The sequence below is a fragment of the Pseudomonas sp. IT-P176 genome (assembly GCF_949767245.1).
GTDB lineage: Bacteria > Pseudomonadota > Gammaproteobacteria > Pseudomonadales > Pseudomonadaceae > Aquipseudomonas.
The window spans coordinates 22,280-45,517 of record NZ_CATKPN010000047.1 but is presented as its reverse complement, the minus strand read 5'-3'; the positions used below and the strand labels follow the sequence as shown (position 1 = coordinate 45,517).

Here is a 23,238-nt window from a genome sequence, read left to right as displayed (position 1 = left end):
AACCCGCAATGACCCAGTCGCAACGTTTGAAATACTCGATTCTGATTTCCCTGGTGGTCCTGGCGATCATGCTTGGGCTGTCATATCTGCAGAATGCCGGGATCATCAGCGAAACGCTGTTCCAGTACATCGCCATTGGCGTGGCCGTGTCGGTGGTGGTGATCAACGGCGTGATGCGGCGCAAGGTCAAGCCCTGAGCGAGGTGGGCCAGCGTCAGTCGAGGCGCTGGAGCACGGCAGCAGCCTGTGGATGCAGGCTGTAGCTTTTATCCGGGTTGAGCACGATCACGCCTTCGCTGCACAGGCGCTTCAAGACTTCACGCACGCTGAGAAAAGACAGCGGGATGTCCAGTTCCAGCAGGTGGCTGTGCACCCCACGCACGCCCAGCGGGTGGTCGTTTTCCGCGGCGCTGAGCAGTGCATCGATCACTTTCAAGCGTATCAGGCTGGTGCGCAGGCCAAAGCTCTTGAGCAGTTGGCGGATCCGTTCGTTACCGTGGCGCTCGACCGGTTTGCCGAACACAGTGACATCCTGACCCAGGGAAACACCTTTCGGCGCGGGTTTACCATCCGTTGGCAATTGCGAGTTGTACATGCAGAAAACTCCTTTTCAGAGCCTGATCAGGAAAATGTGATTTGTGCTCTCTGTCATTAAGACGAATGAGCGGGGCAAATCATGAAGCTCTGAATGTAGAAATTTTGTCGAAAGTACGTCAGCGAAGGGTGAGACGCCGATATTTCGGGCCAATGGCCTGTCAATTATTTTCCGCCGAATCGTATCGATGGCAAGGCAAATAATGTTTTTTTCATTGCGGGACCGGCCCCGGGGTTACTTCGGCCGGGAGTTGAGCACGGTCCGGCCGTCGGCGTTGTGCGTCAGGTACACCGGCAACACCTTGGGCAGTGAAGGCACCAGGCTGTGTAGCTGGCTGATGTTGTAGACCCCGCCGATGCGGATCATCCCGGTGTCAGTGTCGGCCAGCAGCACCGGCTCCTGCAGGTAACGATTGATCAGCGGCAGGGCTTCGTTGAGCGTCAGGTTGTCGAGCACCAGGCGGCCATCGCGCCAACTGAGGGACGTGTCGTTGGCGTAGGTCTGATTGATCTGCGGTTGGTAGTCGCCGCCCTTGTAGCGCGCCTGCATGCCAGGACCCAGGCGAAAGCCATCGCCGCGCTGGGCATCATTGCTGGTCACCAGGACCGAGCCTTCGAGCAAGGTCACCCGGACCTGGTCCTGGTATTTCCAGACGTTGAACTGGGTGCCAGTGACGCGAATCTGGCCGTCTGCCGCCTTGACCACGAACGGGTGGCTGGCGTCATGGCTGACTCGAAAGAATGCTTCGCCCTGTTTCAGGGTGACCCGGCGCTGGTCCTTGTAATTGCTGTAGGTCAGCACCGTGCCCAGGTTCAGTTCAACCTGGCTGCCGTCGCTCAACGTCACCTGGCGCAGTGCACCTTGGGCCTCGAAGCGCTCGTAGGAGTCTGGCAACCAACCCAGCTGCCAGCCACTGAATGCGGCCAGCGGCAAGGCCAGGGCACAGACCGCCGCCGCCATTGCCAGCCGCTGCCAGCCTGGGCGGACCACAGGGCTGGGAGCTACGGCCAAGTGTCCCGGGCGGGGCAGATGGTCACTGACCTCCCAGATCTCCAGCATCGCCTCATACTCCAACGCATGCAGGGGATGGGCGTCGCGCCATTGCACAAATGCCTGGCGCTCGGCTGCGCTGCAGTCCTGGGCATGCAAGCGCATGCACCAATGCGCTGCGGCGTCAGTGACGGCGTCGTCGTCTGCTGGAGTGAGTGGGGTTTGGCTCATTGATGCTTCCTGGTTTCGCGCATTCTAACCTTCACCACCAGCCGGCGAGAACAGCCGTCATGGCGATTGAGCATCAATGAGCGGCTTTTTCGTCAATTTACGGGACTGGGTCCAGGCGCCGGCCCATTTCACATACCAGGCGTGCCACCGAATCGGCATTGCGCAGGATGGTGTCGATGCGTCGATCGGCTGAGTCCGGGTTGAGGAAGGCAATACGCGCCTCACGCATATTATTGGTGCCGGTGGCGGACCTGACCGCCGCGCGCAATAGGCTAGCTTCCGGGGCGTCGTCAAAACTTTCCCATTCACTTTCTGCGTCGTTCCAGTAGGCGAACAGTTCCTCCGCCGGCGTGCGCAGGGACAGCGCGTTACGCTGGAACTCCTCATGTGCGGCCTTGAGCAGGCGGTGAGCGTGGGTGAGGGTCGAGACCAGGTCGCTGAAGGGTCTGCGGGCTTCCAGGGTGGCGAAGTCATAGGTATTGGAAAACAGGTGCGAAAACTCGTGGATGAGGGTCGCGGCCTGGGCGTGGGCGGTAATATCGAACGCTTCGGTCAAGGCCCCCTCATACATGTCCAGTTGCTGGTTGAAGAAGTGCTCGGTGAAATGCACCGCGCGCTGCGCGTCCTCACTGACCACAAAAGCGATCACACCCTCCGAGGGATTCAGGTTGGAGCCAACCACAAATCGATTGTGGTTGAGTTGGTCCAGGCTCGGATCCACCAGGGCTTTGCACAGGGGCACAATTGCCTCTTTGATTTTGCGCAGCAGGTTTTCATCGACGCTGTCGACGTCAAACATTTCCTTGAAGAAGACCTCCAGGCGTGCCCCGCGCTGGGTGCTCTTGAGCTGGGCCAGGTTGTGCAGGCTGTTGAAGGCGTAGAACCGAGCAAGGTCGAGTGCTTGCACGATCTGCCTGGCTTTTTCCGGGAACAGTTGGCGGATCGATTCCATGCCCCGGGCCTCGATATTGATGAGCCTGCGTACCTGGTGCCGGGTTACCAGTTTGCTGTGCAGTTTCGACAGCGCCTTGCCGTAGTGAACGCTATGCACATCAGGATCCAGCAACCATTGGCTACCCCGGTTCTGTACATAGGGCCCCTGGCGCTGGCTCTCGATGATGCGCGGTGCGATGGCTTTCTTGCTGATTTGATAGACCTTGCCTTCCACCGGGGCATAGTGCTTCCCGACAGCCAAGGGGTAGCTGCCATCGGCAGCGCGCTTGCCGGAGAGGGTCATCTGCGTGGCTTCGAACGGCTGCAGCCGGGTCCGCACGGGCGCGCAGAGGTCGATGGCCTTGGTCTCGCGGCGCACCCCTTCGGGGACATGCAACAACTTGCCGAGCCTCACCAGTTGCGCAACACCGTTGATAAAACTCGGCAGCACGCTCCTCCAGTGATGATCCTGCAAGGCCTCGGCCGACTCCTTGAAGGATGTGTAGCTTTGCCAGAGCGCTATGGGAATCGCCAGTTTGCCCGGCAAAAAACTACCGCCGTATTTCAAACCCTTGGCGAACAGAGCCTTGAGCGCGTCCCAATCGGCCAGCGCGCTACGTTCGCCCTGACTGCCCAGCAGGTGTGACAGCAGAACGCTGTTGTCGCTGAACAAGCGATGCAGCAGGTTGCCCTGGATCGGCTGGCAGGCGAGCTGGATATCGCTGTCGGGGCCGCTAGCCAGCAGGTTCTGGTAGGTCGCCTTGTGCGGGTCGGGTAAGCGGCGCAGCAGCAAATCCTGCAGCGGCCCCGGGTGGTTGATCGCAGCCACCACGCTGGCAGCGTTTTCAAACTCGCTCAAGCCCAGGTGTTTGTCATAGGGCGCATAGAGAATCTGCGGCCCGCTCTCGGGTTCGCCGATCAGGTACAACCCCAACGCCTTGACGGCAGAGGCACCTTCGGTAGCGATCAGTTCAAGGGGCCGGACGATCGCCTTGGCCTCGCTGACGCTGGCGCGCGCCAATGCATCCGGCATGTCCAACACTTGCTCGACCAGGGCCAAGCCTTGCTCGGAGAGTGCACCCTGCAGGTTCAGTGCGTGGGCGTGCAGCAGCAATTGCCAGGGTAACTGCCGGACGAAACATTGCTGGCGCTTGAGGACCGCGCTGGTGTTGCCGCTCAGGTGTTGGTTCAGTCGTTCACGGTAGGCGGTCTTGATGTCCAGTTGTAGCAACAGCTTCCTGATTTCACTGGCAGTTACCTGCGCGGGGAGCGCCAGGGCACTGCCCGAAGTGATCGCGAAACCGGCGTCATGCAGCACATGGGTGGGGTTGAGTGCGAATTCACTCAGGGTCTGTACCGGGCCGGTCAAGGCCAGTGTAGGCGTCACCTGCAACTGATCGGGGTCAAGCTCGACTCCAGGGAATCGCGCGCCAAGCAGTTGCTTGAGACGCTCGCAGACGTAGGCTGAAAAGGGTTGCAGGTCATCCAGGTAATCGCTTCCGGGGTCAAGGCTGAGACGAAATTGCTCCAGCAATTCGGCATGCTGCTGCAGTTGTCCGAGAGAGGCAGCGCCGAGCCAAGCGGGTAATGAGCCTCGGGTGATGATTGCCTGGGCAATCTGCATGGCATGTTCGAGATTGAGCGGCGTGGGCGACAATTTATGCCGTACGAAATCCGCGCGTACGCTGGCATCCGACAGTCCGAGTGCGCGGGTATGCCGGCGTGCGGCGATGAAGTGGTTGATCGCCGATTGCTGACGCTCCTGCAGTACATGGCCTTCAATCAGGCGCAATGGTCCCAGGGTGTAGTGACGATGAGGGCGGTAGAGGTCACGCGTCAGGTTTTCAAGCAGCCCCTGGCGCGCACCTTCATCGAGCAAGCGCTGGCCCAGTTCGAGCTGGGCGTGGGTAATGGAAGCGAAGGCCTCCAGCCCTTGTGCCGGCGTCCAGAGGATGGCCCGTCCCGAGTGTGATGGGTCCATGCCACCCCGTTCGGTCAGCAGCAAACAATTGGCCAGCGGCATCAGGTCAGGCTCGCCCGTGCAGTGCAGGGTCAACGACCAGGCATCGGGCCGGAAGCCGCGTAATGCGTGGCGTTGTCGTCTGGTTGCGGCATCGGGATTGAGCGCAGTGTCGACGATGGCCTTGTCGTACGCACTGAACGTACTGAGCAGTTGGCGCAGAGCGGCTTCGCCGCGAATACCGACCGCCAGGGCGTGGCCGAGGTCGGGCTTGAGACCTTCGAGGAAGGTTTGCTGGAGTGCCAGGTTGTCCGCGGGGAACGTGGCGAATTTTGCAGTCAGGGAGTCGAGTACGCTGCGCAGGGACTTGAGGTGCAGCTTGGCCCTGTCCGTCACCACGATGGAGGGGTGATGCTCACCGCTGATCAACGGCCGCAGACTCCAGCGCTGCTGATCAGCCGACTCCAGCAACGCGCTGTCGAGCATGACGCGCACATCCAGTGACTGATCGAACAATGCCGGCAGGTCGATCGCCCCTTCGCTGTTGCGAAATACATCCAATGCGTGGCTGATGCTCTGCTGTTGCTTGCTGATGATGTCCGCTACCAGGCGCTGGAACAGGCTGCCGAACAGCGGTTCGCCAGACACTTGGGGCTGCTCCAGGCGCAGCAGCAGGTTGCGCTCCGGCAGGCTCAACAGGCTGTAGACCTGATCGTCATGCCCACTGCTGGTGACCATGCGTTGCACGGTCTGTTTCAGCTCGGCGTAGTTGCCCAGCACTTGCAGGCCCAGGGGCTGGCTATACAGGTACGCATTGCTGCGGTTGCTCAGCATCAGTGTGCTGGCCGGTTCGACAAAGTGCTCAGGGTGCTCCCACAGGCGCACGGTTTCTGCCTGTAACTGTTCGGCGTCGTAGTTGGTGGGGGTGTCCGCACGCTCGAGCAGCGCCACCAGGGCCTGATGCTGTTCGGGGTCAAGGATTGCATTCTGGCGCTTGCGCAGCAGGTCGAGGCGCGCCTTGTCACGCATGGCCTGGGCAAAAAAAACCTGGCGCGTACCGACGACCCCGGCGTCCGCTGCCCAATAGCTGCGTAATCGCTCGGCCAACATGGGCGCCAGCCCTTGGGCGATGGTCTTGACTGCTTTTTCCCAGGGGGCAGGGTCACCGGCAGTTGGCGCCAGGCGCGGATTGGCAAACTGCCGGCTAAGGCCCGCAGGCCATGCGCGTTGCAGGAAAAAATCAAGCAGAGCCTGGGTCAAGGGTTTGCTGTCGACCTTGCTTCGTTGACCTTCAGTGCCAAGCGCGAAGAAATCGACACGGCTTTGGCGTTGATCCAGGCCGGGGAGCGCGCTACCCAGTTCACGGTCGAGCAATTGTTCAAGCAAGTGGCTCAAGGTGGGCAACTGTTCAAGTTGTTCGCGCATCAGGCTGAGGTTGTTGCCCTGGCTGGCCGCGAATTGTCGCGACTGGTGCTCGAACACCAGGTCGTCGATGACCGCATGGCTCAGGCTGACGCTGTTGTCTTTGGGCCATGCTTCACGCCAGGCGATGGGCAGGAAGCGCAACAGTTCCAGCCGCTTGCCGGGGGCCTTGAGCGACTCTTGTAGTGCCTGAATCACGGCACGAGGGTTGTCGAACTTCTGCAACCCGCCGTAGGGCGTGTACAGCACCGCCTTATGGTCAACCGGGGTCGGGTGCAGCATGAAGCTGCCGGCCAGGGGCTGTGGCTCGCGGTCCTTGACCTTGAGCGCGATGGACTCGACGGTCATGGGGTTGGGCTGCGCCGCACGTATCGTGTGGCTGGCGAGTTCTACACTGCGCAACCAGGCCAGGTCCGCGAGGGTGAAATCCAGGGCCCGTAACCTTGGGCTGAGGACTTTGATGTCTTGCAGGGCTTCAGGGAAAAACAGCGGTAGGAGTTGGTCAGTCATGGTGTTGGTCTCGGTGTGACGCGACGATTTTCAGTCGCTGGGGGAAAGTCCAAGGCTAAGTTGGCCGAGACGGCGCAGGGCGGTAGATAGTTAGTGGGCTGCGGATCGCCTTTCGACGGTTGACAGCGGGCGCGTCAAGGGGTGTTTAATCAGCGCCTCAGGATCCCCCGCGCTGTTGCCCCCTCCAATAAAAAATCTGGAGCTTCAGATGTCTGTGTCACACGATCAAGCTGGCTCACATGCTGTGTCGTACCCAGCACTGGTGAATCTTCTGCAAGGGATTTTTCTGCGCCATGGCACCAGTCCCGAGGTCGCCGCGGTGCTGGCCAACAACTGTGCCGGGGCCGAGCGTGATGGCGCCCACAGCCATGGGGTGTTCCGCATTCCGGGATATGTCTCGACGCTTAAAAGCGGCTGGGTCAATGGCCAGGCGGTACCCGTGGTGGAAGATGTCGCCTCGGGGTTCGTGCGGGTCGATGCGCAAAACGGCTTCGCCCAGCCGGCTTTGGCTGCTGGCCGCGAATTACTGGTGGAGAAAGCCCGCAGCGCCGGGATCGCGGTCATGGCGATCCGCAATTCCCATCACTTTGCGGCGCTCTGGCCGGACGTCGAGCCCTTTGCCTATGAGGGGCTGGTTGCGCTCAGCGTGGTCAATAGCATGACCTGCGTGGTGCCCCATGGCGCCGACCGCCCACTGTTTGGCACCAACCCGATTGCGTTTGCGGCGCCACGGGCGGATGCCGAGCCGATCGTCTTCGACCTGGCCACCAGCGCCATCGCCCACGGCGATGTGCAAATCGCTGCACGCAAGGGCGAGCGCTTGCCTCCTGGCATGGGGGTGGACAGCCTGGGCCAGCCGACTACCGACCCGAAAGCGATCCTCGAGGGCGGTGCGTTGTTACCGTTTGGCGGGCACAAGGGATCGGCGCTGTCGATGATGGTCGAGTTGCTGGCGGCGGCGTTGACGGGGGGCAATTTTTCGTTCGAGTTCGACTGGTCCAACCACCCTGGCGCCAAAACCCCATGGACCGGGCAGTTGCTGATCGTCATCGACCCGAGCAAGGCAGCGGGGCAGAACTTTGCCGAGAGAAGCCAGGAGTTGGTGCGGCAGATGCATGCAGTCGGTTTGCACCGACTGCCGGGTGACCGCCGCCATCGCGAGCGGCGTAAAGCTGAGTCGGCCGGCATAGTGCTGGACGATGAAACCCTGGCGCAGTTGCGCAGCCTGGCAGAGGACTGACCTGCCGGCGAGGGTCGTCAACGTTGAGGTGCAGGCCTGGATGGACGCGTCGTTCTTGAGTGCTTCGCGAGCAAGCCGCAAGCGGGCACTCGCTCCTACAAGTCCTGCGTCCACCAGACCCCAGTCACTGCAACCGCCTAACGATGCTCCTACACCGACAGTCAGCGGTCTCTTGCGGGACTCAACGGCGCCCCAACAACAACCCCACCACCAGGCCAAACCCGGCGGAGATCGCCACAGTTTGCCAAGGATGCCCGCCGATGTAGGTTTCAGTGGCCTCGACCACCGGTTGGGTGCGTTCACGCACGCTGGTGACCGAGTCGCGAGCCTGCTGCAGTTTCAGGGCAATTTGCCCGCGCAGGGTCTCGGCTTCCTCGCCGACCAGGGCGGCGCTGCTTTTCAGGAGCTTTTCCGACTCTTCGATCAGCGCTTGCAGCTCACTGAACGCCTGATCCTTGATTTGCTCTTCGTGAGCCTGGGCGGCAGTTTTTCGGGCCATCGGGTAACTCCTTGCAGGGTAAAGGGACAGTGAACAATGGAGTGTAGGCGGCAGGTAAAAGTTGCAGATTTTTTCTGCGATGGCCCTTGGTCCGGGTAAATCCGTCGCCGGAGATTTCCACCTACAGTGTAAGATGTCGCCTATTTTATGCAGCAGGTAACTCCCATGAGCTTCAATCTGGCCGACAAGCCCCTTGCCGAGCGCGCCGCGCTTGAAGATGAAAAGTCCCGTCTGTTCGACCTCTGGCAGAGCAACCTGGGCAAATCCAAAGGTGAAGCGGCCCGTCTGTTCGGTGAGCGCTCCAAGCGCAAAGGCAAATGGGCCGAATGGGTCCGCGCGGAGCTGGACGCCATGTCGCCGCCGGAATACGCCAACATGGTGCGCAGCGAAGTCAATCGCCTGATGGCGGCCAAGTAAACGCGGCGGGTTGGCAGCGCGGTGTTCTCGGGTCCATCTCGAGCACGCCGCAAGCGGGCACTCGCTCCTACAGGCGCTGCCACTGCTCGCGGGTGATTTCCCAGGTTTCTGTGGCGTAGCGGCCGCCGACGAAGTTGCCTTCATCGACCCGGATCAGGCGCATGCCGCTGCGTTCCGAGAGTCGGCGTGACGCCAGGTTGGGCGAGGCCTTGGGCACTCGCATCAGCTCGCGCCCAAGGTCCTGGAACCAGTAGCGAGTGACCTCGGCCGAAGCTTCGGCCATCAGCCCCTGGCCCTGCCACGCAGTGCCCAGCCAGAAACCACGGTTATTGTCCTGTTCGTCCATCAGGCTGATGTTGCCGATCAGTTGCTCGGGGGCCGACTTCAAGCGAATCGACCAATGCCATTCCTCGCCTCGGGCAATCGCCGGCAGGGCAATGTCACGCAGGTAGACCAAGGCACCGTCCGCTGGATACGGCCAGGGCACCAGGGCATTGAGGTAGCGCACCACGTCCCAGTGGGCGAACTGCTGCTGGATGGCCGGGGCATCGGCGAGTTCCAGCGGCTTGAGAATCAAACGCTTGGTGTACAGCGTGGGGTATGGGGCCATGTAGCAATCCACCTCCTTGGAGTGATCGGCGCGCGACGTCAGCGGACACCGGCAGTTGGGCCGGCCAGGCTCAATTGGCCGCTGTCGACAAAACGCTGGGTGCCGAACAGGCCGCCCGCCAATTTTCCGCGTAGCACGTAGGGCAGGTTGTCCAGGGACTGGGTCTGGCTCAGCCCCAGGGTCTGGCGCATCACCGAGAACGCCGAAATGCTCACCGGCACGCTGATCAGCGCCTCGCTGAAGCGGGGGATCGAGCCTTGCTGGTCACTGACGCCGCTAGCCAGTGGTTGGCCGTTGACCTCAAGGTTTAGGGCCACGCCGTTGTAGTCGATCGGATTGTCGTTGGGGTTCTGCAGGCGGATCTTGACCGCAAATCGCACCTCCAGGCCCTGGCTTGGCAGCGGCTCGAGGCCGACCACGTTGACGTTCAACGGGTCGCGATCGGGAAACAGCGCGCAGCCACTCAGGCTGAGCAGCAACAGGGCAAGGCCGGCAACGATGAATCGGCGCATAGAGGGGCTCTCATCAACAAGGGTCGAACCGCCAGCGGCTCGACCCACCAGCGGGTTAGCGCTTCAAGGATGCGACCGCCGCGGGCTTGAGCGGTTCACCCGGGTGGCTGACATCGGGGTTTTCCATGACCTGGAGAATCGAGGCCTCGGGGTCGAAGTCGTCTTCTTCCAGCTCGATGAACTCCTCGGGCAAAAAGATATTCAGCACGATAGCGCACAACGCACCGACGGTGATCGGTGACTCGAAGATGTTGTGCAACGCCTTGGGCAACTCACGCAGCACTTCCGGCACTGCCGCGACACCCAGGCCCATGCCCAGGGAGATCGCCACGATCAGCATGTTACGCCGGTGCAGCCCGGCCTCGGCGAGGATCTTGATCCCGGCCACGGCCACCGTGCCGAACATCACCAGTTCAGCGCCGCCCAGTACCGGCTTGGGCATCAGTTGCAACACTGCGCCAATCATCGGGAACAGCCCCAGCAATACCAGCAGGCCGGCGATGAAAAACGCCACATAGCGGCTGGCGACGCCGGTCAGCTGGATCACCCCGTTGTTCTGGGCGAAGGTCACCATCGGCATGCTGTTGAATACCGCGGCCATCGCCGAGTTGAGACCGTCGGCCAATAGCCCGGACTTGATCCGGCGGATGTACAGCGGGCCCTTGACCGGTTGTTGCGAGATCATCGAGTTGGCCGTCAGGTCGCCCGCGGCCTCCAGGGGCGAGACCAGGAAAATCACCGCGATCGGAATGAACGCCACCCAGTCGAAATTAAACCCGTACTTGAATGGCACCGGCACGCTCATCAGGGGCACGGCGGTCATGTTGGCGAAGTCGACGTCGCCCATCAACCAGGCCACCAGGTAACCCAGGGTCAGGCCGATGACGATGGCCCCCAGGCGCAGGAATGGCACGTCGACCCGGTTCAGTACCACGATAGTGCCCAGCACCAGGGCGGCCAGCAGTAAATGGTGGGCGCCACCCAGGTCAGTCGCGCCAAAGCCGCCGGCGATGTCGGTCATGGCGACCTTGATCAGCGACAGGCCCATCAGGGTGATGATGGTGCCGGTGACGACCGGGGTGATCAGCATGCGCAGCTTGCCGATGAACTGGCTCAGCACCACCTCGATGAACGCGGCAAAAAAACACACGCCGAAAATCGTCGAGAGGATTTCATCGGTGCCGCCACCCCGCGCCTTGACCATGAAGCCGGCGCTGAGGATCACGCTGATAAACGAGAAGCTGGTGCCTTGCAGGCACAGCAGGCCGGAACCGACCGGGCCGAATCGGCGTGCCTGGACAAAAGTGCCGAGGCCGGAAACGAACAGCGCCATGCTGATCAGGTAGGGGATTTCGCTCTGCAGCCCCAGGGCGCTGCCCATGATCAGGGTCGGGGTAATGATCCCGACGAAACTCGCCAGTACGTGCTGCAGCGCGGCAAACACGGTCGCAGTGAAGTGTGGGCGGTCGTAAAGGCCGTAGATCAGGTCGGAACGCAGGGCAGTTTTTGCGTGGTCAGATGAGGTCACGGGGAGAGTGCCATTAAGGCCAGGTCAGAAAATGGAGGCGCAGGATGCCAGAAAGGGGGGGCGGCCAGAAGTGCCAAGGCACTAAAGCGTTGAAGTTTGTGGGTATATCCGTTGGTGCGGTGATGGCTGATTAGGGTTCAGCCCTTACGGCCGGTCTCTACCTGGCATCTGGCGGATTATCCCTGAGGGCATGCGATACTCCGGTTTTTGCGCACTGACCCCAAGCAGCCATGACCTTCGACTCACCCCTCAGCGCTTATCAATCGGCCATCCGTCAGCAGGGCTTTGTTGTCGACGCTGCGCAGGAACGCGCAGTGTTGGCGTTGCAGGAGTGTCACCAGGCCCTGCATCAAGGTCAGGCGCCGATCACTGGGGTTTATCTGTGGGGGCCGGTGGGGCGGGGCAAGACCTGGTTGATGGATCAGTTCTACCAGACCCTGCGGGTTACGGCGCGCCGGCAGCATTTTCATCATTTCATGGCCTGGGTGCATCAGCGTTCGTTTCAACTGACCGGCACCGCCGACCCGCTGCGGGCGTTGGCCCGGGAGTTGAGCCGGGAGGTGCGGGTGCTGTGTTTTGACGAGCTGTTCGTCAATGATATTGGTGACGCGCTGATCCTCGGCCGCTTGTTCCAGGTGATGTTCGATGAAGGCGTGGTGTTGGTTTGCACTTCCAACCAGCCGCCCGAGCAGTTGTATGCGGATGGCTTCAACCGTGACCGTTTTGTGCCGGCGATTGCCGCGATCCAGGCGCATATGCAGGTGGTGGCGGTGGACGGCGGTGAGGATCACCGCTTGCATCCGGGGGTGAATCTGCAGCGCTATTGGGTCAGCGAAGCAGGTGAGCCCGGGGGGCTGAGTCAGGTCTTTGCCGAGCTGACCGCGGGCCAGCCGGTGTCCAGCGCGCCGGTGACTATCGGTTACCGTACGGTGGCGGTGGTCCAGGCCAGTGACAAGGTGCTCTGGTGCCGTTATGCCGACCTCTGCGAGCAACCGTTGGCCGCCATGGACTTCATGGCGCTGTGTGATCGCTTCAGCGCTATTTTGATCAGCGAAGTGCCTAATCTCAGTGCCCGGCAACGCCCTGGGCGGATTGCCCGCGGTACCGAAGATGGCAGTGCCCGTGTCGCTGCCGGTGATCGCGAGTTGCCGCAGCTGTCCGTCCACGATGACAGCGTGCGGCGCTTCATTGCCTTGGTCGATGAGTGCTACGACCGCAAGGTCCCGTTGTATCTGGAGGCGCAGGTGCCGATGGATCAGCTGTATACCGAGGGCTACCTGGAGTTTGCCTTTCGCCGCACCTTGAGCCGTTTGAAGGAGATGCAGTTGCGGCGGTTTGCCCAGGCCCAGGGCTGATGCCACTGTTGTCCGGGCGCGCGTCACAGGGTAATGTCGATTGCCCCGGGCGCTAGCCGCAGGGATGCCCGCTTATTGTTCGATCGAGGAAGGAAATGGAATCCGCAGACATCCTGGTACTCCAGGCCAGCTACAGCAACCCGACTCACGCCGAAGCCATAGGCGTGGTACTGGACCACTATGCGCAAGACCCGATGGGCAGTGGCGCACCGTTGCCCGCCGACGTATTGCAGCAATTACCCGGTGAATTGGCCAAGCGTCCCCATGCGTTCAGCGTCCTGGCTTTCGTCAATGGTGAGCCGGCCGGCTTGGTGAATTGTTTCGAAGGGTTTTCGACCTTTGCCTGTCGCCCGCTGGTCAACGTCCATGACGTTGCGGTGGTCGGCAAGTTTCGCGGTCTGGGGCTGAGTCAGAAGATGTTGCTCAAGGTCGAGGAGATTGCCCGTCAGCGTGGCTGCTGCAAGATCACCCTGGAAGTACTGGAAGGCAACGCCGTTGCACAGGCGGCGTATGACAAATTTGGCTTCGCCCCCGGCATGTTCGATCCGGACCACGGGCGGATGCTGTTCTGGACCAAGCCGCTGTAACGTGCAGGAGCGCCGGACGGCGCTCCTGCAGTACGTGAGGGTTAGAGCTTGTAGTCCAGGCTCAAGGTGACGGTGCGCGGGTCACCCCAGAACACACCGTTGTAGAAGCCGACGTTGTCGTAGTACTTCTCGTCGAACAGGTTGTCGACGTTCAACGATGCGGTGAGGTGCTTGTCGAACTCGTAGCGCGACATCAGCTTGACCACCGAATAGCTGTTCTGGTTGATCCGGGTTTCCTTGGTCACGATGTCGCCATCGGCGTCGCGTCCGACGGGGCGGCTGGCGAATTCGTAGATATCGCTCTGCCAGTTCACCGCACCCCCCACCGTCAGTGCATTCCATTCACCCGGCAGGCGATACGCCGTCGAGATGCGCAGCATGTTCAATGGCTGGTTGGTGACGTTGCGCTCACCTTCACCGTTTTTCGAATGGGTGTAGGTGTAGCCGGCCGTCATGTTCCAGCCCTGCATCACCTCGCCCGATACTTCAGCCTCGAAACCGTTGACCTTGTTGCCCTTGCCGCCGGACTTGTAGAAGTCTTCACCGGTGGTTGGGGCCGGTCGCACCGAGTCATCCAATTCAGCGACGTTGTCCTGTTTGCTCCAGAACACCGCCGTGGCGACGTTCAGGCGCTCATCGAGCAAGCTGCCCTTGAGCCCCAGTTCGTAGTTCTGGCCGACAATCGGGTCCAGGTACTTACGGCTGGAATCACGCTCGGTCTGCGGCTTGAAGATGTCGGTGTAGCTGACATACGCCGTGTACTCAGGGGTGATGTCGTACAGCAAGCCGGCGTACGGGGTGAAGACGTCGTTTTGGGTCTGGCTGCTGTGATCGTTGCCGGTGCGCTGGTTCTGGTCGTTGAAGCTGTAGGAGTTGCTGTCGGTTTTCCAGCTGCCATAACGGCTGCCCAGGACCGCATGCCACTGCTCGGCCAGGCTCAGGCGGGTGGCCAGATAACCGGCTTTTTGCTTGGTGCTGTCGTTTGAGCCTTCGATACCGGTGTCGGTGTCGCGGAACTTGGCGATGTTGCCCATGTACTTCCAGTCGGCAATGTTGTCGTAGCCCGCTGGCGTCGGCGCAGACACCAGGTACGGGTTGGACGCACTGCGCTCGGCTTCGCCGTAGCCGATCATCAACTCGTGTTCGCGTCCGAGCAACTGATAGGGGCCGGCGAAGTTGAAGTCATAGACTTCCATCTTCTGCTCGCCCTTCATGTGGCTGCGGTAGGCGACCATGCCGCTGCGGTCGTCGTTGGGGTAACCGCCACCGCCGTAGTAGACCTTGCCGTCGGTGTCACTCTCACGGTAGGTATAGGCGCCCTTCATGTGCCAGCCATTGCCCAGGTTCTGGTCAAGGTTGGCGAAGGCGGTCTTGTCCTTCAGGGGCCAGGAGCTCCATTTGGTCGCCATGTTGGTCGAACGCGACAGGTTGGCCTTGTCGCCGTTGGATTTCCAGTACGGCACCGTGCCCCAGGACGTGCCCTGGACCTGTTTGTCCTGATAGTCGTAACCCACCGCCAGCACGGTGTCATCGGTGAGGTCCGCCTCGAGGATCCCGTAGCCGACTTCTCGTTGCAGTTGGTAGTGGTCACGGAACGATTTGCTGTCACGGTACGCCAGCACGCTGCGGCCACGCAGGCGGCCGTCGAACGCCAGCGGGCCACCAACATCGACGTAGCTGTAGTAATCGTCATAGCTGCCGCCGCTGACGCCGGTCTTGGCTTCCCATTGAGCGGTCGGACGCTTGCGCACCATGTTGATGGTGGCCGAAGGGTCGCCCGCGCCGGTGGTCAGGCCGGTGGCGCCGCGGACCACTTCGATGCGGTCGTAGATGATGGTGTCCGAGTCGGACTTCATGCGCCCGAAGGTGTTGAGCATGCCATCGATCTGGAAGTTGTTGATCGAGTAGCCGCGCGAGGAATAGCTGACCCGGTCGGAGTCGTTGTGCTGGACCACCACGCCGGTGGTCTGGCTCATGGCCTCGGACAGGGTGGTGAGCTTGAAGTCGTCCATCTGCTGGCGAGTGACCACCGAGACCGACTGCGGGGTTTCCTTGATGGAAAGATTGAGCCGTGTCGCCGTACTCATTGCACCGGTGGTGTAGGAGTCGGTGTTTTCAGTGGTGGTACCCAGACCCACTGCATTGACGTTGGTGGTATCCAGCTCGAGCGCCTTGGCGGCAGGCTCCTGCTGTTTATCCGGCTTGGTGTCCGCATGGGCGGAAGGGCACAGGGCGAGACTGCACAGGCCCAGGGTCAAGGTCATGGAACGGGTAATAGGCGCGAACATCGCAGCCGACTCCTTGTCTTCGATGGAAAATTTCCGTTTGCTCAAAGACGAAGGTGAATCAGAAAATTTAGCTCAAATGCGAATAATTATTAATCTATTTTATTCGAGGGGCTTTCGCGAAGGCTCATGGCCAGCAAAAACGGGGGGCCGGAACCGGCCCCCGCAGGGTTCACTTATTGGGTAACGACGGCCGCGGTAGGCGCCTTGGGCTTCATCAGGCTGAAGTCGATCAGCGCCTTCTGCTCACGTTCGTAGGGGTTGCCAATCAACAGCGGGCGCGCCTTGAAGCTGTCGCTGACCAGGCTCTTGCTGTGGTCCAGTTCGTCGAAGCTCAAGCCGGCCAGGTCCGCCCAGGTGTGGATCAGGTGCGAACTGCTGTAGGGCCGCTGCAAGTCGCCGGCAAAATCCCAGGCGTGGTTTGCCCGCCATTTCGGCGAAGCCCAGGCCATGAACGGAATGGTGTACATGGGGGCAGTGGGTTTGGACTCGTTACGGCCCAGGGTGTTGTGACCCGCCGAGTCGAACACGTCTTCGCCGTGGTCGGAGAGGTACAGCAAGAAGCCGTTCGGATCGGTCTTGGCGTAGTCCTTGATCAGGCTCGAGACCACGAAGTCGTTGTAACGCACCGCGTTGTCGTAGCTGTTATAGGTTGGCAACTGGTCGTCGCTGACCCCGGGCGGCACGCCCTGACGGTCCTTGAAGGTGTCGTAGGTCGCAGGATAGCGGTACTGGTAGCTCATGTGGGTGCCCAGCAGATGCACCACGATGAATTTACGCGGCGCACTGTCGGCCAGGGCCTTGGTGAAGGGCTCCAGCACGTCACCATCGTACTGGCGGGCGTTCTGGTTGCGATTGTTGTTCAGGTAGACCTGCTCATCCGCCTGCTCGGAGAACGTGGTAAGCATGGTGTTGCGCTTGGTCATGGTCTGCTGGTTGGTGATCCAGTAGGTCTTGTAGCCGGCCTGCTTCATCACGCTGACCAACGATGGTGTCTTGAGGTACAGGTCTGGGTTCTCTTCGTCGGCGAAGGTCAGTACCTGTTGCAGCGCTTCAATGGTGTAGGGGCGCGGGGTGATGACGTTGTCGAACACCGCCAGTTGGTCCTTGAGCTTGTCCAGCTCCGGCGTGGTTTGCCGTGGATACCCGTACAGGCTCATGCGCTGGCGGTTGGTCGATTCACCGATCACCAGGACCAGGGTCGCGGGCTGGCCGGCCATCGAGTCCTTGAAGTTGTGCAGCGGCGGGACCTGGCTGGCGTTGTCGAGCATGCCTTGCATGCTGGCCAGGGTTTCGCCGTAGCGGCGATAGGCAACCAGCATCTGCCATGGCACTGCCGGTTCGATGCGGGTTTCGAATTTTTCGTAGCCGGCGGCCAGGCTGCCGGTGCGCGCGGTCTGCTTGACCAGCGGGTAGCCAATGACCGCGACCAGGATTGCCGTGGCTGCCAGCAAGGCCTTGCCGCGCGGCAGGTAAACCGGGCGCAGGCGGCTCCAGAGGAACAGGGCCACGGCGGTGTGCGCGAGGAATGCGGCCACCATCCACCAGGCAAAGTACTGCGTCATGTACTCGCCGGCTTCCGAGACGTTCGACTCGAACATGATGAAGATGACGCTCTGCGAGAACTCCTGCTGGTAGATGAAGAAGTAACCCAGGCTAGCCATCGAACAGGCCCAGAGCACCACGCCAATCACCGCCGCGAGCAGGCGCGTACGGGCCGGGAACAGCAGCATCGGCGCGAGCCAGATGGCGGACATCACGAAGGCCTGGCGAAAACCGGTGAACCCGGAGGTTCCGGTCAACAGGATCAATAGTTGGGTGATGCCGGAAAAATACCAGAAGAACAGGAACAGCCAGCCCAAGCCTGCCCAATCAAACCCTTTTGCAGGCGTACTGCTGCGTTTAAACATCGCCATTCAGCGCTCCAGCTGATTAATGACTTCAACCACTGAAAGTGTTGAGCGCCAGTGACAAAAAAACGCTCGAAAATCGAGCGTCAACAGTGTTTACAAGTATCTGTAAGTTCATGTGAAAGTTTTGTGAAGCTATGGATGAGGATACTTAGTTACCGCACGTTCTTCAGTGAAACCGCATTACATCCGGTTGAAGCAGGCCAGGGCGCCTGCTGCTCATTCCATGACAACAGGATGCTGAAATGACAGGCACTCGCGCAACACCCGAGGACGTTTCCGACACATTGGCGCAGGCGGTATACGAAGAGTTCAAGGGGCGACCGATAGTGGTCACAGCGGCCCTGAAACAATTCGGCGCGGCCCTGAACAATCGGTACCCCGGGCTGAACATCGACGTGTTGACGACTTCGCTCAATTCACCCAACTGGGTCCGCACAAGTCGGGCGGCGCTAGAGGGAGAGGGCGATAGCGGACACCTCGTCGAGCACGACGATCCCTGGATCGACGGCTACACCACAACACCGCTGTTTGAAGTGATGATTCACGCCATCACTGCCAGCGCCCAATTGACCTTCACCCGTGAGCACTATTTGAGCGACGGGGACGACCGGCGAATCGCCGTCGAAATGCGCGAAGTCGAAGACCTTTTGCGACGACTGCCCAAGGTCATGCTTGCTGCATTGCAGCAGGCGCTGACGGATTACTGGAATGAGCCGGCGGTTGACGGCACCAGCCGCTGGCAATGGCTCGGCGATGTCCTCAGAAGCGCATTGCTGGTCAGCATGGGGCCTTCGGGCAGCGGTGCGTTTCTGGATGCCGGGCAGGTCGATACCGTCCTGCAAGTCATTCGTTGCCCCATCAAGGAGGACCGAGTGGCTCGTTACGGACCGGACTGCACACAGGTTTTCCTCATCGACTATCACGCCCGGACCGGACGTACTCACAAAGCTCACCTGGCGTTTGATCTGGTAGCCGTGCGCACGGTATCGACGCGGGACATTGTGATGGGGTTTAGCACCAGCGGCGTTATCGAGACTTACGACACATGGCAGGCCTTCGCTGATTCAGAGGGCGACAAATGGGGGCGCAGGCAGGAACTGAGTGTGCTTGAGTTGCAACCCTATGAGTCGTTCGGCGATGTCTTTGTGACTCAGGCCCAGGCGCTGCTCAATAATCAACTTGAAAGCTTGAGCTTCTTCGGGGTATTCGAAGGCCAGGACCTGAAAGTGCTGGAAGAGCGCTATGCGAGTCTGACGGATCTGGCTCCCCATTTGCTCAAGCAGAACCCCGGTGCGTATGAGCAAGTACTGTACAGCGAAGTCGGCAGCCAGTTGCCTGACTGGATAGAACTGGCCACGCCCGCCGAGACCCAGGAGTACAGTCGCTACATGTTTCGCCTGGCCGCCCTCCAGTTGGCGAGCAAGGGGCAGGAGTACAGCCACGGGATTCGTACGGCTGAGCAATTCGCCCGGGAAGTCCTGCAGGACGGCATGGCCGCGTACGGCGAGGCGGTGGATCCAGACCAGGTCGACATCACTCAGTATCGCAATGAAGACGGTTTGTTGGTGATCGTAGGGCCAGGAACCGGACGGTTTACCAGTGAAACCCTCAGCCTGACTCATCGAGCGTTGAACAATCTTGCCGGCGTGCCTTTCCTGGTCTCTGAGTTCAAGCGCAAGGACGGTTCGGCGGCACCGGCCTGGATGACCCTCGACACCGTCAGGGAACTGATTCGCGATGCCGATATCGGCAAAAACTACCCCGATGAAGTCAAAAGGCTACTGCTCGATGATCCGGTACAGCGAGCCGAGCGCGAAAAGCTGTTCAGCGACCAATTGCGCATTCAATTACCGATGCTGGCACTGGAGAACAGGATCAGGAAGCGCTCGGGGTTCACTGATGCCGGGTATCGCTGTGTGGCGGCCATCATGGAGTCGGATCCGCAAGCCCGGCGTGTGAGCGGGCAAGTGATGCTGGCCAGGACCCTGGCCTTCAAGACCGACGTATCGAACCACACGCATGTGGTTGCCGATATGTTTGTGTTTGGCCCCGCTGATGTGACGGCCGGGCCCCATGTGCTGTATCGGCCGCTGTACCCCGAACCATTGATCGAGTTTGCTTCGCTCGACGCCTTGATGGCTGAGATCGTGAGCAATAACCCTCGAACTGCGATGTCGGCTCTCCCGGATGGCAAGTCCAACCCCTCGCTACAGCAAAGCATCCTCGACTGGTTGGCGCCCGATGCACGGAAAATCTATGACAATGGCGGTTTTCTGGAACCCCACCCAGTGGGAATCATATTCGAAACGCAGCTATGGCCATCGGCTCCCGCCCGATTCGATCTGCAGCAGCTCGACGATAAGGTGCTGGCTCATTTGTATGAAGCCAACGCCAACGTCCTGGCCCAGTTGGCTGACGAACAGACGCTGTCCAATGCCGAGTACCGCTGGAATACGCTGAAAGAGATGGGCTTGATCATCTTCAATAGCGTGCTTAACACGGTATTACCCTTTGTCAGCGGACCTGCAGCTGCCGTTGGCTGGTTGTTAGTGGTGGAAACCGCGGTTCTGGAGGCCCTTGAGTCACTGGCGAGCGACGACAGCGCGCCGGCCAAAGACTTCACCTACAACCTGCTCATCAATCTGGCAGTGGCCTTGCTGATCCAGCGTCTTTCACCGGGCGCCGGTACAGCGGTAAAACCCTTCGAGCACCATGCGATCGTCTCCCGGCCGGGTGCTCTTGAAGTCAGCGCAGTGATCAAACCACCCATTGGGCCGGGTGCGGCCAGCGCCATCAGTGACAGCGTGCTGGATTTCTCTACCCCGGTATCGGGTGACTCGCGTCGATTGCTGGAGCGTTTCCTGAGCACCGAGCAGGTCGGACGCGGGCGGGAGGTCACAGCGCCAGCGCCCCAAGGCATCGTAGTGGTCGGGGGGCGCTGGTATGCAAAAGTGCCGGCTCGCCTGCGTGGGTACGGATGGGCCAATGTAGAGCCCGCCGAGGGCGGCAATGTGGTCATCCTCGATCATCTTGGGAGGCCGATAAAAGGACTGGAATTGAAGAACAATGGCCAGGACCTCTGGGAGGTAGCGCCGGAGTTTCGTGTGCGCGGGGGTGGACCGGGCATGAGTCGCTACCTGTCGGATGTCTTCGCTGATTCGCAGCTGCGGGCGCGACGTGCCGACTATGCGCTGAAAGTCAAAAGACTCAAGGATCGCCTGCCGGAACTGGATGCCAGCATCAAGCAGGCACAGGAAATTGGGCAGGCGGCACAGGAAAAGGTGCTGCAACTCGCCGAAGAAATTGCGCACAAGACGACGGCGATTGAGGCTTCCAGTGACGCCGAGCGGAGCCGGCTGCTGGAGGAACGTGTGGCGCTGAGAAAGAAATTGCACGCCGCGGACATCGAATACAAGAAGAAGGTCAGGACCTACATTGATGGCCATCTGGGGCGGATCAAACTGTGTGAGGAGATTGATGGCCTGCTTGCAAAGGACAAAGACTACCAGCGTGACGCCATACTGGAAAATCTCCAGGGAATCGTTTCCGGTTATGGTGTTGTCGACGAAAACCTGATCAGGATGTCGGCGGTATGGGAAGAGTCAGGGGTTTCAATTCGGACCCTTTTTCCACTGGCCTTTGAGCTGCGCACGGCTGTCACCGATGTGCCGTACAGCGTGTTGCTGGAAGCCAGGAAACGCATCGTCAATGGATTTGCGGAGCGTATCAGGATCAGTACCCAGCTCGAGAAGACAATGACGGAACTTGAGGTTCTGGATCGCAGCGTTCGAAAAGGCTATCTGCAAAGAACCGGCTATCTATCGGAAAATACTCAAAGGCTCAAGGACATACTGGACAAACGGGTGAGTAACACCGACTGGCTAATCGTGCACGAGATGGTGTGTTTACGCGGTGCATTGGTGGGTGACCCTGCGCTTGAACCCAGCCTGGCGGAAGTCGCAGGACTGGAAGGGCTGGGCAAGGCGAAGCTGAGCGCGGTGACGGATAGCGTTTTGCGCTTGAGCACGACGCAGGGGTTTGAGCCCAGGCAGCGTGTTGAGCTACTGCAGGCCGCGATCTATGTCTACAACGATGCGGAGCTGATGGCGGCCAACCTGCGCAAGATTGGCGATCGACAAAGCTACGTCGCGCAGTTTTTTCTCGAGAAATTTCTTGATGCTCTGAGGCGGGCACGAGCGATCGCGGAAACAGAACTCAGCGAATCAATCAGTGAAGACTTGCAGGAAGAGCCCGCGGAGCAAGAGGGCACGCTACCTGCCGAAGAGCGGGTGAAAAAAACCAGGAGGAGAATCAAGCGCCCCAACGAGCGTCTGATCCAAACGGCGGATGGTTATCGAGTGGGCGATGTCCGCGAGCAAAGTTCAGATGAAACCGGCGAAACGGTGGTGGTCCAGGACGCGGCAACGGACAAGCAGATCATTTTCTACAAGGATGAAGGGCAAGATCTTTACCGGCAGCGGGAGGAGGAGCCTGAAGTACCTGTGGCAGCTCCACCGAAGCCGGCCCTGGCGCTCCAATCGCTGCTGGACAAAGGCAGGAAACTGGTCGAAGGGATAACCCCGCTGATCGCAAACTATAAAAAAGATGTCTCCCGGTACCGCGAGCCTGCCAGTGTGGAAGACCGGTTTTTGTCTCAGGCCCAAAAACTCTCGGAGCTGGCTACGCAAATCCAACATGGAATGCAAGGTGTTACAGGTGCGGATCGGGGGAGGGCAGTCAAGATATATCAGGATCTCAACAGCGCTCGAGAACAATTGATCCGCGAAGGGAAAAAGCTGCGCGTCGAGATTACCAAACAGCTGCCACCGAATGCCGGAAGCTTCGAGTACCTGCTGGGGGAGCGGGAGGTCCACGTCGAGAATCCGTCCTGGACCGACAAGTCTACTGCCAATCAAACAAGCTATTTGCTGGAATACGACATCGTCGACAGCGCCAGCCGCATTGGTAGAAAGGTACTGTGGTACGCACACTTTCACTGTACGGCCAAATCGGTCCTGACCCTGACCGAAGCCCACCTGAAACTGGCGCGCCTGCGGTTCGTCACGGTCAAGGATCAGGTGCAACACCCCGAGCTCAACGCGGGAAAAGTGGTGTACCCGGGGGGAATGAAGGCGGCGTTCGCGAAAAAGTACTTTTTCGATGCCGTTCCACCGATGGCATAGCATGCCCTGGTGTCCTGATCAGTGCGTTGCGCTTGCCGGGGAAGCAGGCGCAACCTTTCAGGCGGGGGTGATCAATCCAGTGAGCGTATCGGCATGCGCGCAGTCAACCCTTCACCGCGCTGCGCCTGTAGCTGCTGACGCAGGTGCGCGACTTCGTTGAGCAACTGCTCGCGTTCGGCCTTGAGTTGGCGCAGTTCATCACGACGAACGGTGACGTACAGGGTTTGTACTGGGAGTGCGGTTACTACTGTGCCCATTGCTCACCTCGCAAATGGCGTCTGACAACGGTGGTCCGGCACGCAGAAGCGTGTGCGCAGCCACTTTCGACGGCGATTTTGATTTCTTTTGCCGTTGAAGGGAACTTTTTTATTTTACGTTGTCCCTGTGTCTTCGCCATTGTTTGGGACGTTATCCCTATAGTTCAGGCAAAATGCCCGGAAACTATGTAGCAACGCTCTGGACTAAGCTT

The 23,238-nt window shown here is 60.2% G+C and carries 16 protein-coding genes; 6 read left to right on the top strand and 10 right to left on the bottom strand.

Going from position 1 to position 23,238, the window contains the following annotated elements:
• Positions 1 to 8: 8 nt before the first annotated feature.
• Positions 9 to 197, top strand: a complete 189-nt coding sequence (locus ACM6IP_RS14420) for a hypothetical protein (RefSeq protein ID WP_095170484.1) — start codon at positions 9 to 11, stop codon at positions 195 to 197.
• Between the two features lie 16 nt (positions 198 to 213).
• On the opposite strand, the gene ACM6IP_RS14415 is transcribed toward ACM6IP_RS14420, so the two are convergent.
• The 3 genes from ACM6IP_RS14415 to ACM6IP_RS14405 form a co-directional block, all read right to left on the bottom strand.
• Positions 214 to 594 carry a fe2+ zn2+ uptake regulation protein gene (locus ACM6IP_RS14415; RefSeq protein WP_095170482.1) on the bottom strand — a complete coding sequence of 127 codons (381 nt, stop codon included), beginning with the start codon at positions 592 to 594 and terminating at the stop codon, positions 214 to 216.
• Positions 595 to 828: 234 nt separating this feature from the next.
• On the bottom strand, positions 829 to 1,815 hold the full coding sequence (locus ACM6IP_RS14410) for a FecR family protein (RefSeq protein ID WP_095170480.1): 987 nt from the start codon (positions 1,813 to 1,815) through the stop codon (positions 829 to 831).
• Between the two features lie 97 nt (positions 1,816 to 1,912).
• Positions 1,913 to 6,640, bottom strand: a complete 4,728-nt coding sequence (locus ACM6IP_RS14405) for a dermonecrotic toxin domain-containing protein (RefSeq protein WP_414861710.1) — start codon at positions 6,638 to 6,640, stop codon at positions 1,913 to 1,915.
• 208 nt (positions 6,641 to 6,848) lie between these two features.
• Here ACM6IP_RS14405 and ACM6IP_RS14400 point away from each other — a divergent pair, with 208 nt between their 5' ends.
• Entirely contained in the window at positions 6,849 to 7,880 is a 1,032-nt protein-coding gene (locus tag ACM6IP_RS14400) for an Ldh family oxidoreductase (RefSeq protein ID WP_401129381.1), read from the top strand.
• Positions 7,881 to 8,061: 181 nt separating this feature from the next.
• On the opposite strand, the gene ACM6IP_RS14395 is transcribed toward ACM6IP_RS14400, so the two are convergent.
• Positions 8,062 to 8,379 carry a DUF883 family protein gene (locus ACM6IP_RS14395; RefSeq protein WP_095170474.1) on the bottom strand — a complete coding sequence of 106 codons (318 nt, stop codon included), beginning with the start codon at positions 8,377 to 8,379 and terminating at the stop codon, positions 8,062 to 8,064.
• Positions 8,380 to 8,544: 165 nt separating this feature from the next.
• Here ACM6IP_RS14395 and ACM6IP_RS14390 point away from each other — a divergent pair, with 165 nt between their 5' ends.
• The gene (locus ACM6IP_RS14390; RefSeq protein ID WP_095170472.1) at positions 8,545 to 8,796 is read left to right on the top strand and encodes a hypothetical protein; all 252 of its coding nucleotides are present in this window, start codon (positions 8,545 to 8,547) and stop codon (positions 8,794 to 8,796) included.
• Between the two features lie 67 nt (positions 8,797 to 8,863).
• Here the strand turns inward: ACM6IP_RS14390 and ACM6IP_RS14385 are convergent, their stop codons facing one another.
• Genes ACM6IP_RS14385 through ACM6IP_RS14375 form a run of 3 tightly spaced genes read right to left on the bottom strand, consistent with a single transcriptional unit; the run spans position 8,864 to position 11,446 of the window.
• Positions 8,864 to 9,406, bottom strand: coding sequence for a GNAT family N-acetyltransferase (locus ACM6IP_RS14385; protein ID WP_401129384.1), 543 nt, complete (start codon positions 9,404 to 9,406; stop codon positions 8,864 to 8,866).
• 38 nt (positions 9,407 to 9,444) lie between these two features.
• On the bottom strand, positions 9,445 to 9,918 hold the full coding sequence (locus tag ACM6IP_RS14380) for an LEA type 2 family protein (protein WP_401129386.1): 474 nt from the start codon (positions 9,916 to 9,918) through the stop codon (positions 9,445 to 9,447).
• A 55-nt stretch (positions 9,919 to 9,973) separates the two neighbouring features.
• The gene (locus ACM6IP_RS14375) at positions 9,974 to 11,446 is read right to left on the bottom strand and encodes a nucleobase:cation symporter-2 family protein (protein WP_095170467.1); all 1,473 of its coding nucleotides are present in this window, start codon (positions 11,444 to 11,446) and stop codon (positions 9,974 to 9,976) included.
• Positions 11,447 to 11,676: 230 nt separating this feature from the next.
• Between ACM6IP_RS14375 and zapE the strand changes: the two genes are divergently transcribed.
• Together zapE and ACM6IP_RS14365 are read left to right on the top strand one after the other, a co-directional pair.
• Positions 11,677 to 12,801: a cell division protein ZapE gene (gene zapE / locus ACM6IP_RS14370; protein ID WP_095170465.1), complete on the top strand. Its 1,125-nt coding sequence runs from the start codon at positions 11,677 to 11,679 to the stop codon at positions 12,799 to 12,801.
• Positions 12,802 to 12,896: 95 nt separating this feature from the next.
• Positions 12,897 to 13,388 carry a GNAT family N-acetyltransferase gene (locus ACM6IP_RS14365; protein WP_095170463.1) on the top strand — a complete coding sequence of 164 codons (492 nt, stop codon included), beginning with the start codon at positions 12,897 to 12,899 and terminating at the stop codon, positions 13,386 to 13,388.
• 41 nt (positions 13,389 to 13,429) lie between these two features.
• Here ACM6IP_RS14365 and ACM6IP_RS14360 read toward each other — a convergent pair whose 3' ends face one another.
• Both ACM6IP_RS14360 and ACM6IP_RS14355 read right to left on the bottom strand, forming a co-directional pair.
• Positions 13,430 to 15,676, bottom strand: a complete 2,247-nt coding sequence (locus ACM6IP_RS14360; protein ID WP_414861709.1) for a TonB-dependent siderophore receptor — start codon at positions 15,674 to 15,676, stop codon at positions 13,430 to 13,432.
• A 173-nt stretch (positions 15,677 to 15,849) separates the two neighbouring features.
• Positions 15,850 to 17,589 carry a phosphoethanolamine transferase CptA gene (locus ACM6IP_RS14355; protein ID WP_095170459.1) on the bottom strand — a complete coding sequence of 580 codons (1,740 nt, stop codon included), beginning with the start codon at positions 17,587 to 17,589 and terminating at the stop codon, positions 15,850 to 15,852.
• 239 nt (positions 17,590 to 17,828) lie between these two features.
• On the opposite strand from ACM6IP_RS14355, the gene ACM6IP_RS14350 reads away from it, so the two are divergent.
• On the top strand, positions 17,829 to 22,769 hold the full coding sequence (locus tag ACM6IP_RS14350) for a dermonecrotic toxin domain-containing protein (protein WP_414861708.1): 4,941 nt from the start codon (positions 17,829 to 17,831) through the stop codon (positions 22,767 to 22,769).
• 71 nt (positions 22,770 to 22,840) lie between these two features.
• Here the strand turns inward: ACM6IP_RS14350 and ACM6IP_RS14345 are convergent, their stop codons facing one another.
• A complete protein-coding gene (locus tag ACM6IP_RS14345) occupies positions 22,841 to 23,026 on the bottom strand; it encodes a DUF6026 family protein (RefSeq protein WP_095170455.1) in 186 nt (61 codons plus the stop codon).
• Between the last annotated feature and the right edge of the window lie 212 nt (positions 23,027 to 23,238).

Bases quoted from the DNA above. Each gene is read 5' to 3' on its own strand.
- ACM6IP_RS14400 (WP_401129381.1), top strand. From the start codon at position 6,849: ATGTCTGTGTCACACGATCAAGCTGGCTCACATGCTGTGTCGTACCCA.
- ACM6IP_RS14415 (WP_095170482.1), bottom strand. From the start codon at position 594: ATGTACAACTCGCAATTGCCAACGGATGGTAAACCCGCGCCGAAAGGT.
- ACM6IP_RS14385 (WP_401129384.1), bottom strand. From the start codon at position 9,406: ATGGCCCCATACCCCACGCTGTACACCAAGCGTTTGATTCTCAAGCCG.
- zapE (WP_095170465.1), top strand. From the start codon at position 11,677: ATGACCTTCGACTCACCCCTCAGCGCTTATCAATCGGCCATCCGTCAG.
- ACM6IP_RS14405 (WP_414861710.1), bottom strand. From the start codon at position 6,640: ATGACTGACCAACTCCTACCGCTGTTTTTCCCTGAAGCCCTGCAAGAC.
- ACM6IP_RS14355 (WP_095170459.1), bottom strand. From the start codon at position 17,589: ATGGCGATGTTTAAACGCAGCAGTACGCCTGCAAAAGGGTTTGATTGG.
- ACM6IP_RS14420 (WP_095170484.1), top strand. From the start codon at position 9: ATGACCCAGTCGCAACGTTTGAAATACTCGATTCTGATTTCCCTGGTG.
- ACM6IP_RS14390 (WP_095170472.1), top strand. From the start codon at position 8,545: ATGAGCTTCAATCTGGCCGACAAGCCCCTTGCCGAGCGCGCCGCGCTT.
- ACM6IP_RS14350 (WP_414861708.1), top strand. From the start codon at position 17,829: ATGACAGGCACTCGCGCAACACCCGAGGACGTTTCCGACACATTGGCG.
- ACM6IP_RS14395 (WP_095170474.1), bottom strand. From the start codon at position 8,379: ATGGCCCGAAAAACTGCCGCCCAGGCTCACGAAGAGCAAATCAAGGAT.
- ACM6IP_RS14365 (WP_095170463.1), top strand. From the start codon at position 12,897: ATGGAATCCGCAGACATCCTGGTACTCCAGGCCAGCTACAGCAACCCG.
- ACM6IP_RS14345 (WP_095170455.1), bottom strand. From the start codon at position 23,026: ATGGGCACAGTAGTAACCGCACTCCCAGTACAAACCCTGTACGTCACC.
- ACM6IP_RS14410 (WP_095170480.1), bottom strand. From the start codon at position 1,815: ATGAGCCAAACCCCACTCACTCCAGCAGACGACGACGCCGTCACTGAC.
- ACM6IP_RS14360 (WP_414861709.1), bottom strand. From the start codon at position 15,676: ATGTTCGCGCCTATTACCCGTTCCATGACCTTGACCCTGGGCCTGTGC.
- ACM6IP_RS14380 (WP_401129386.1), bottom strand. From the start codon at position 9,918: ATGCGCCGATTCATCGTTGCCGGCCTTGCCCTGTTGCTGCTCAGCCTG.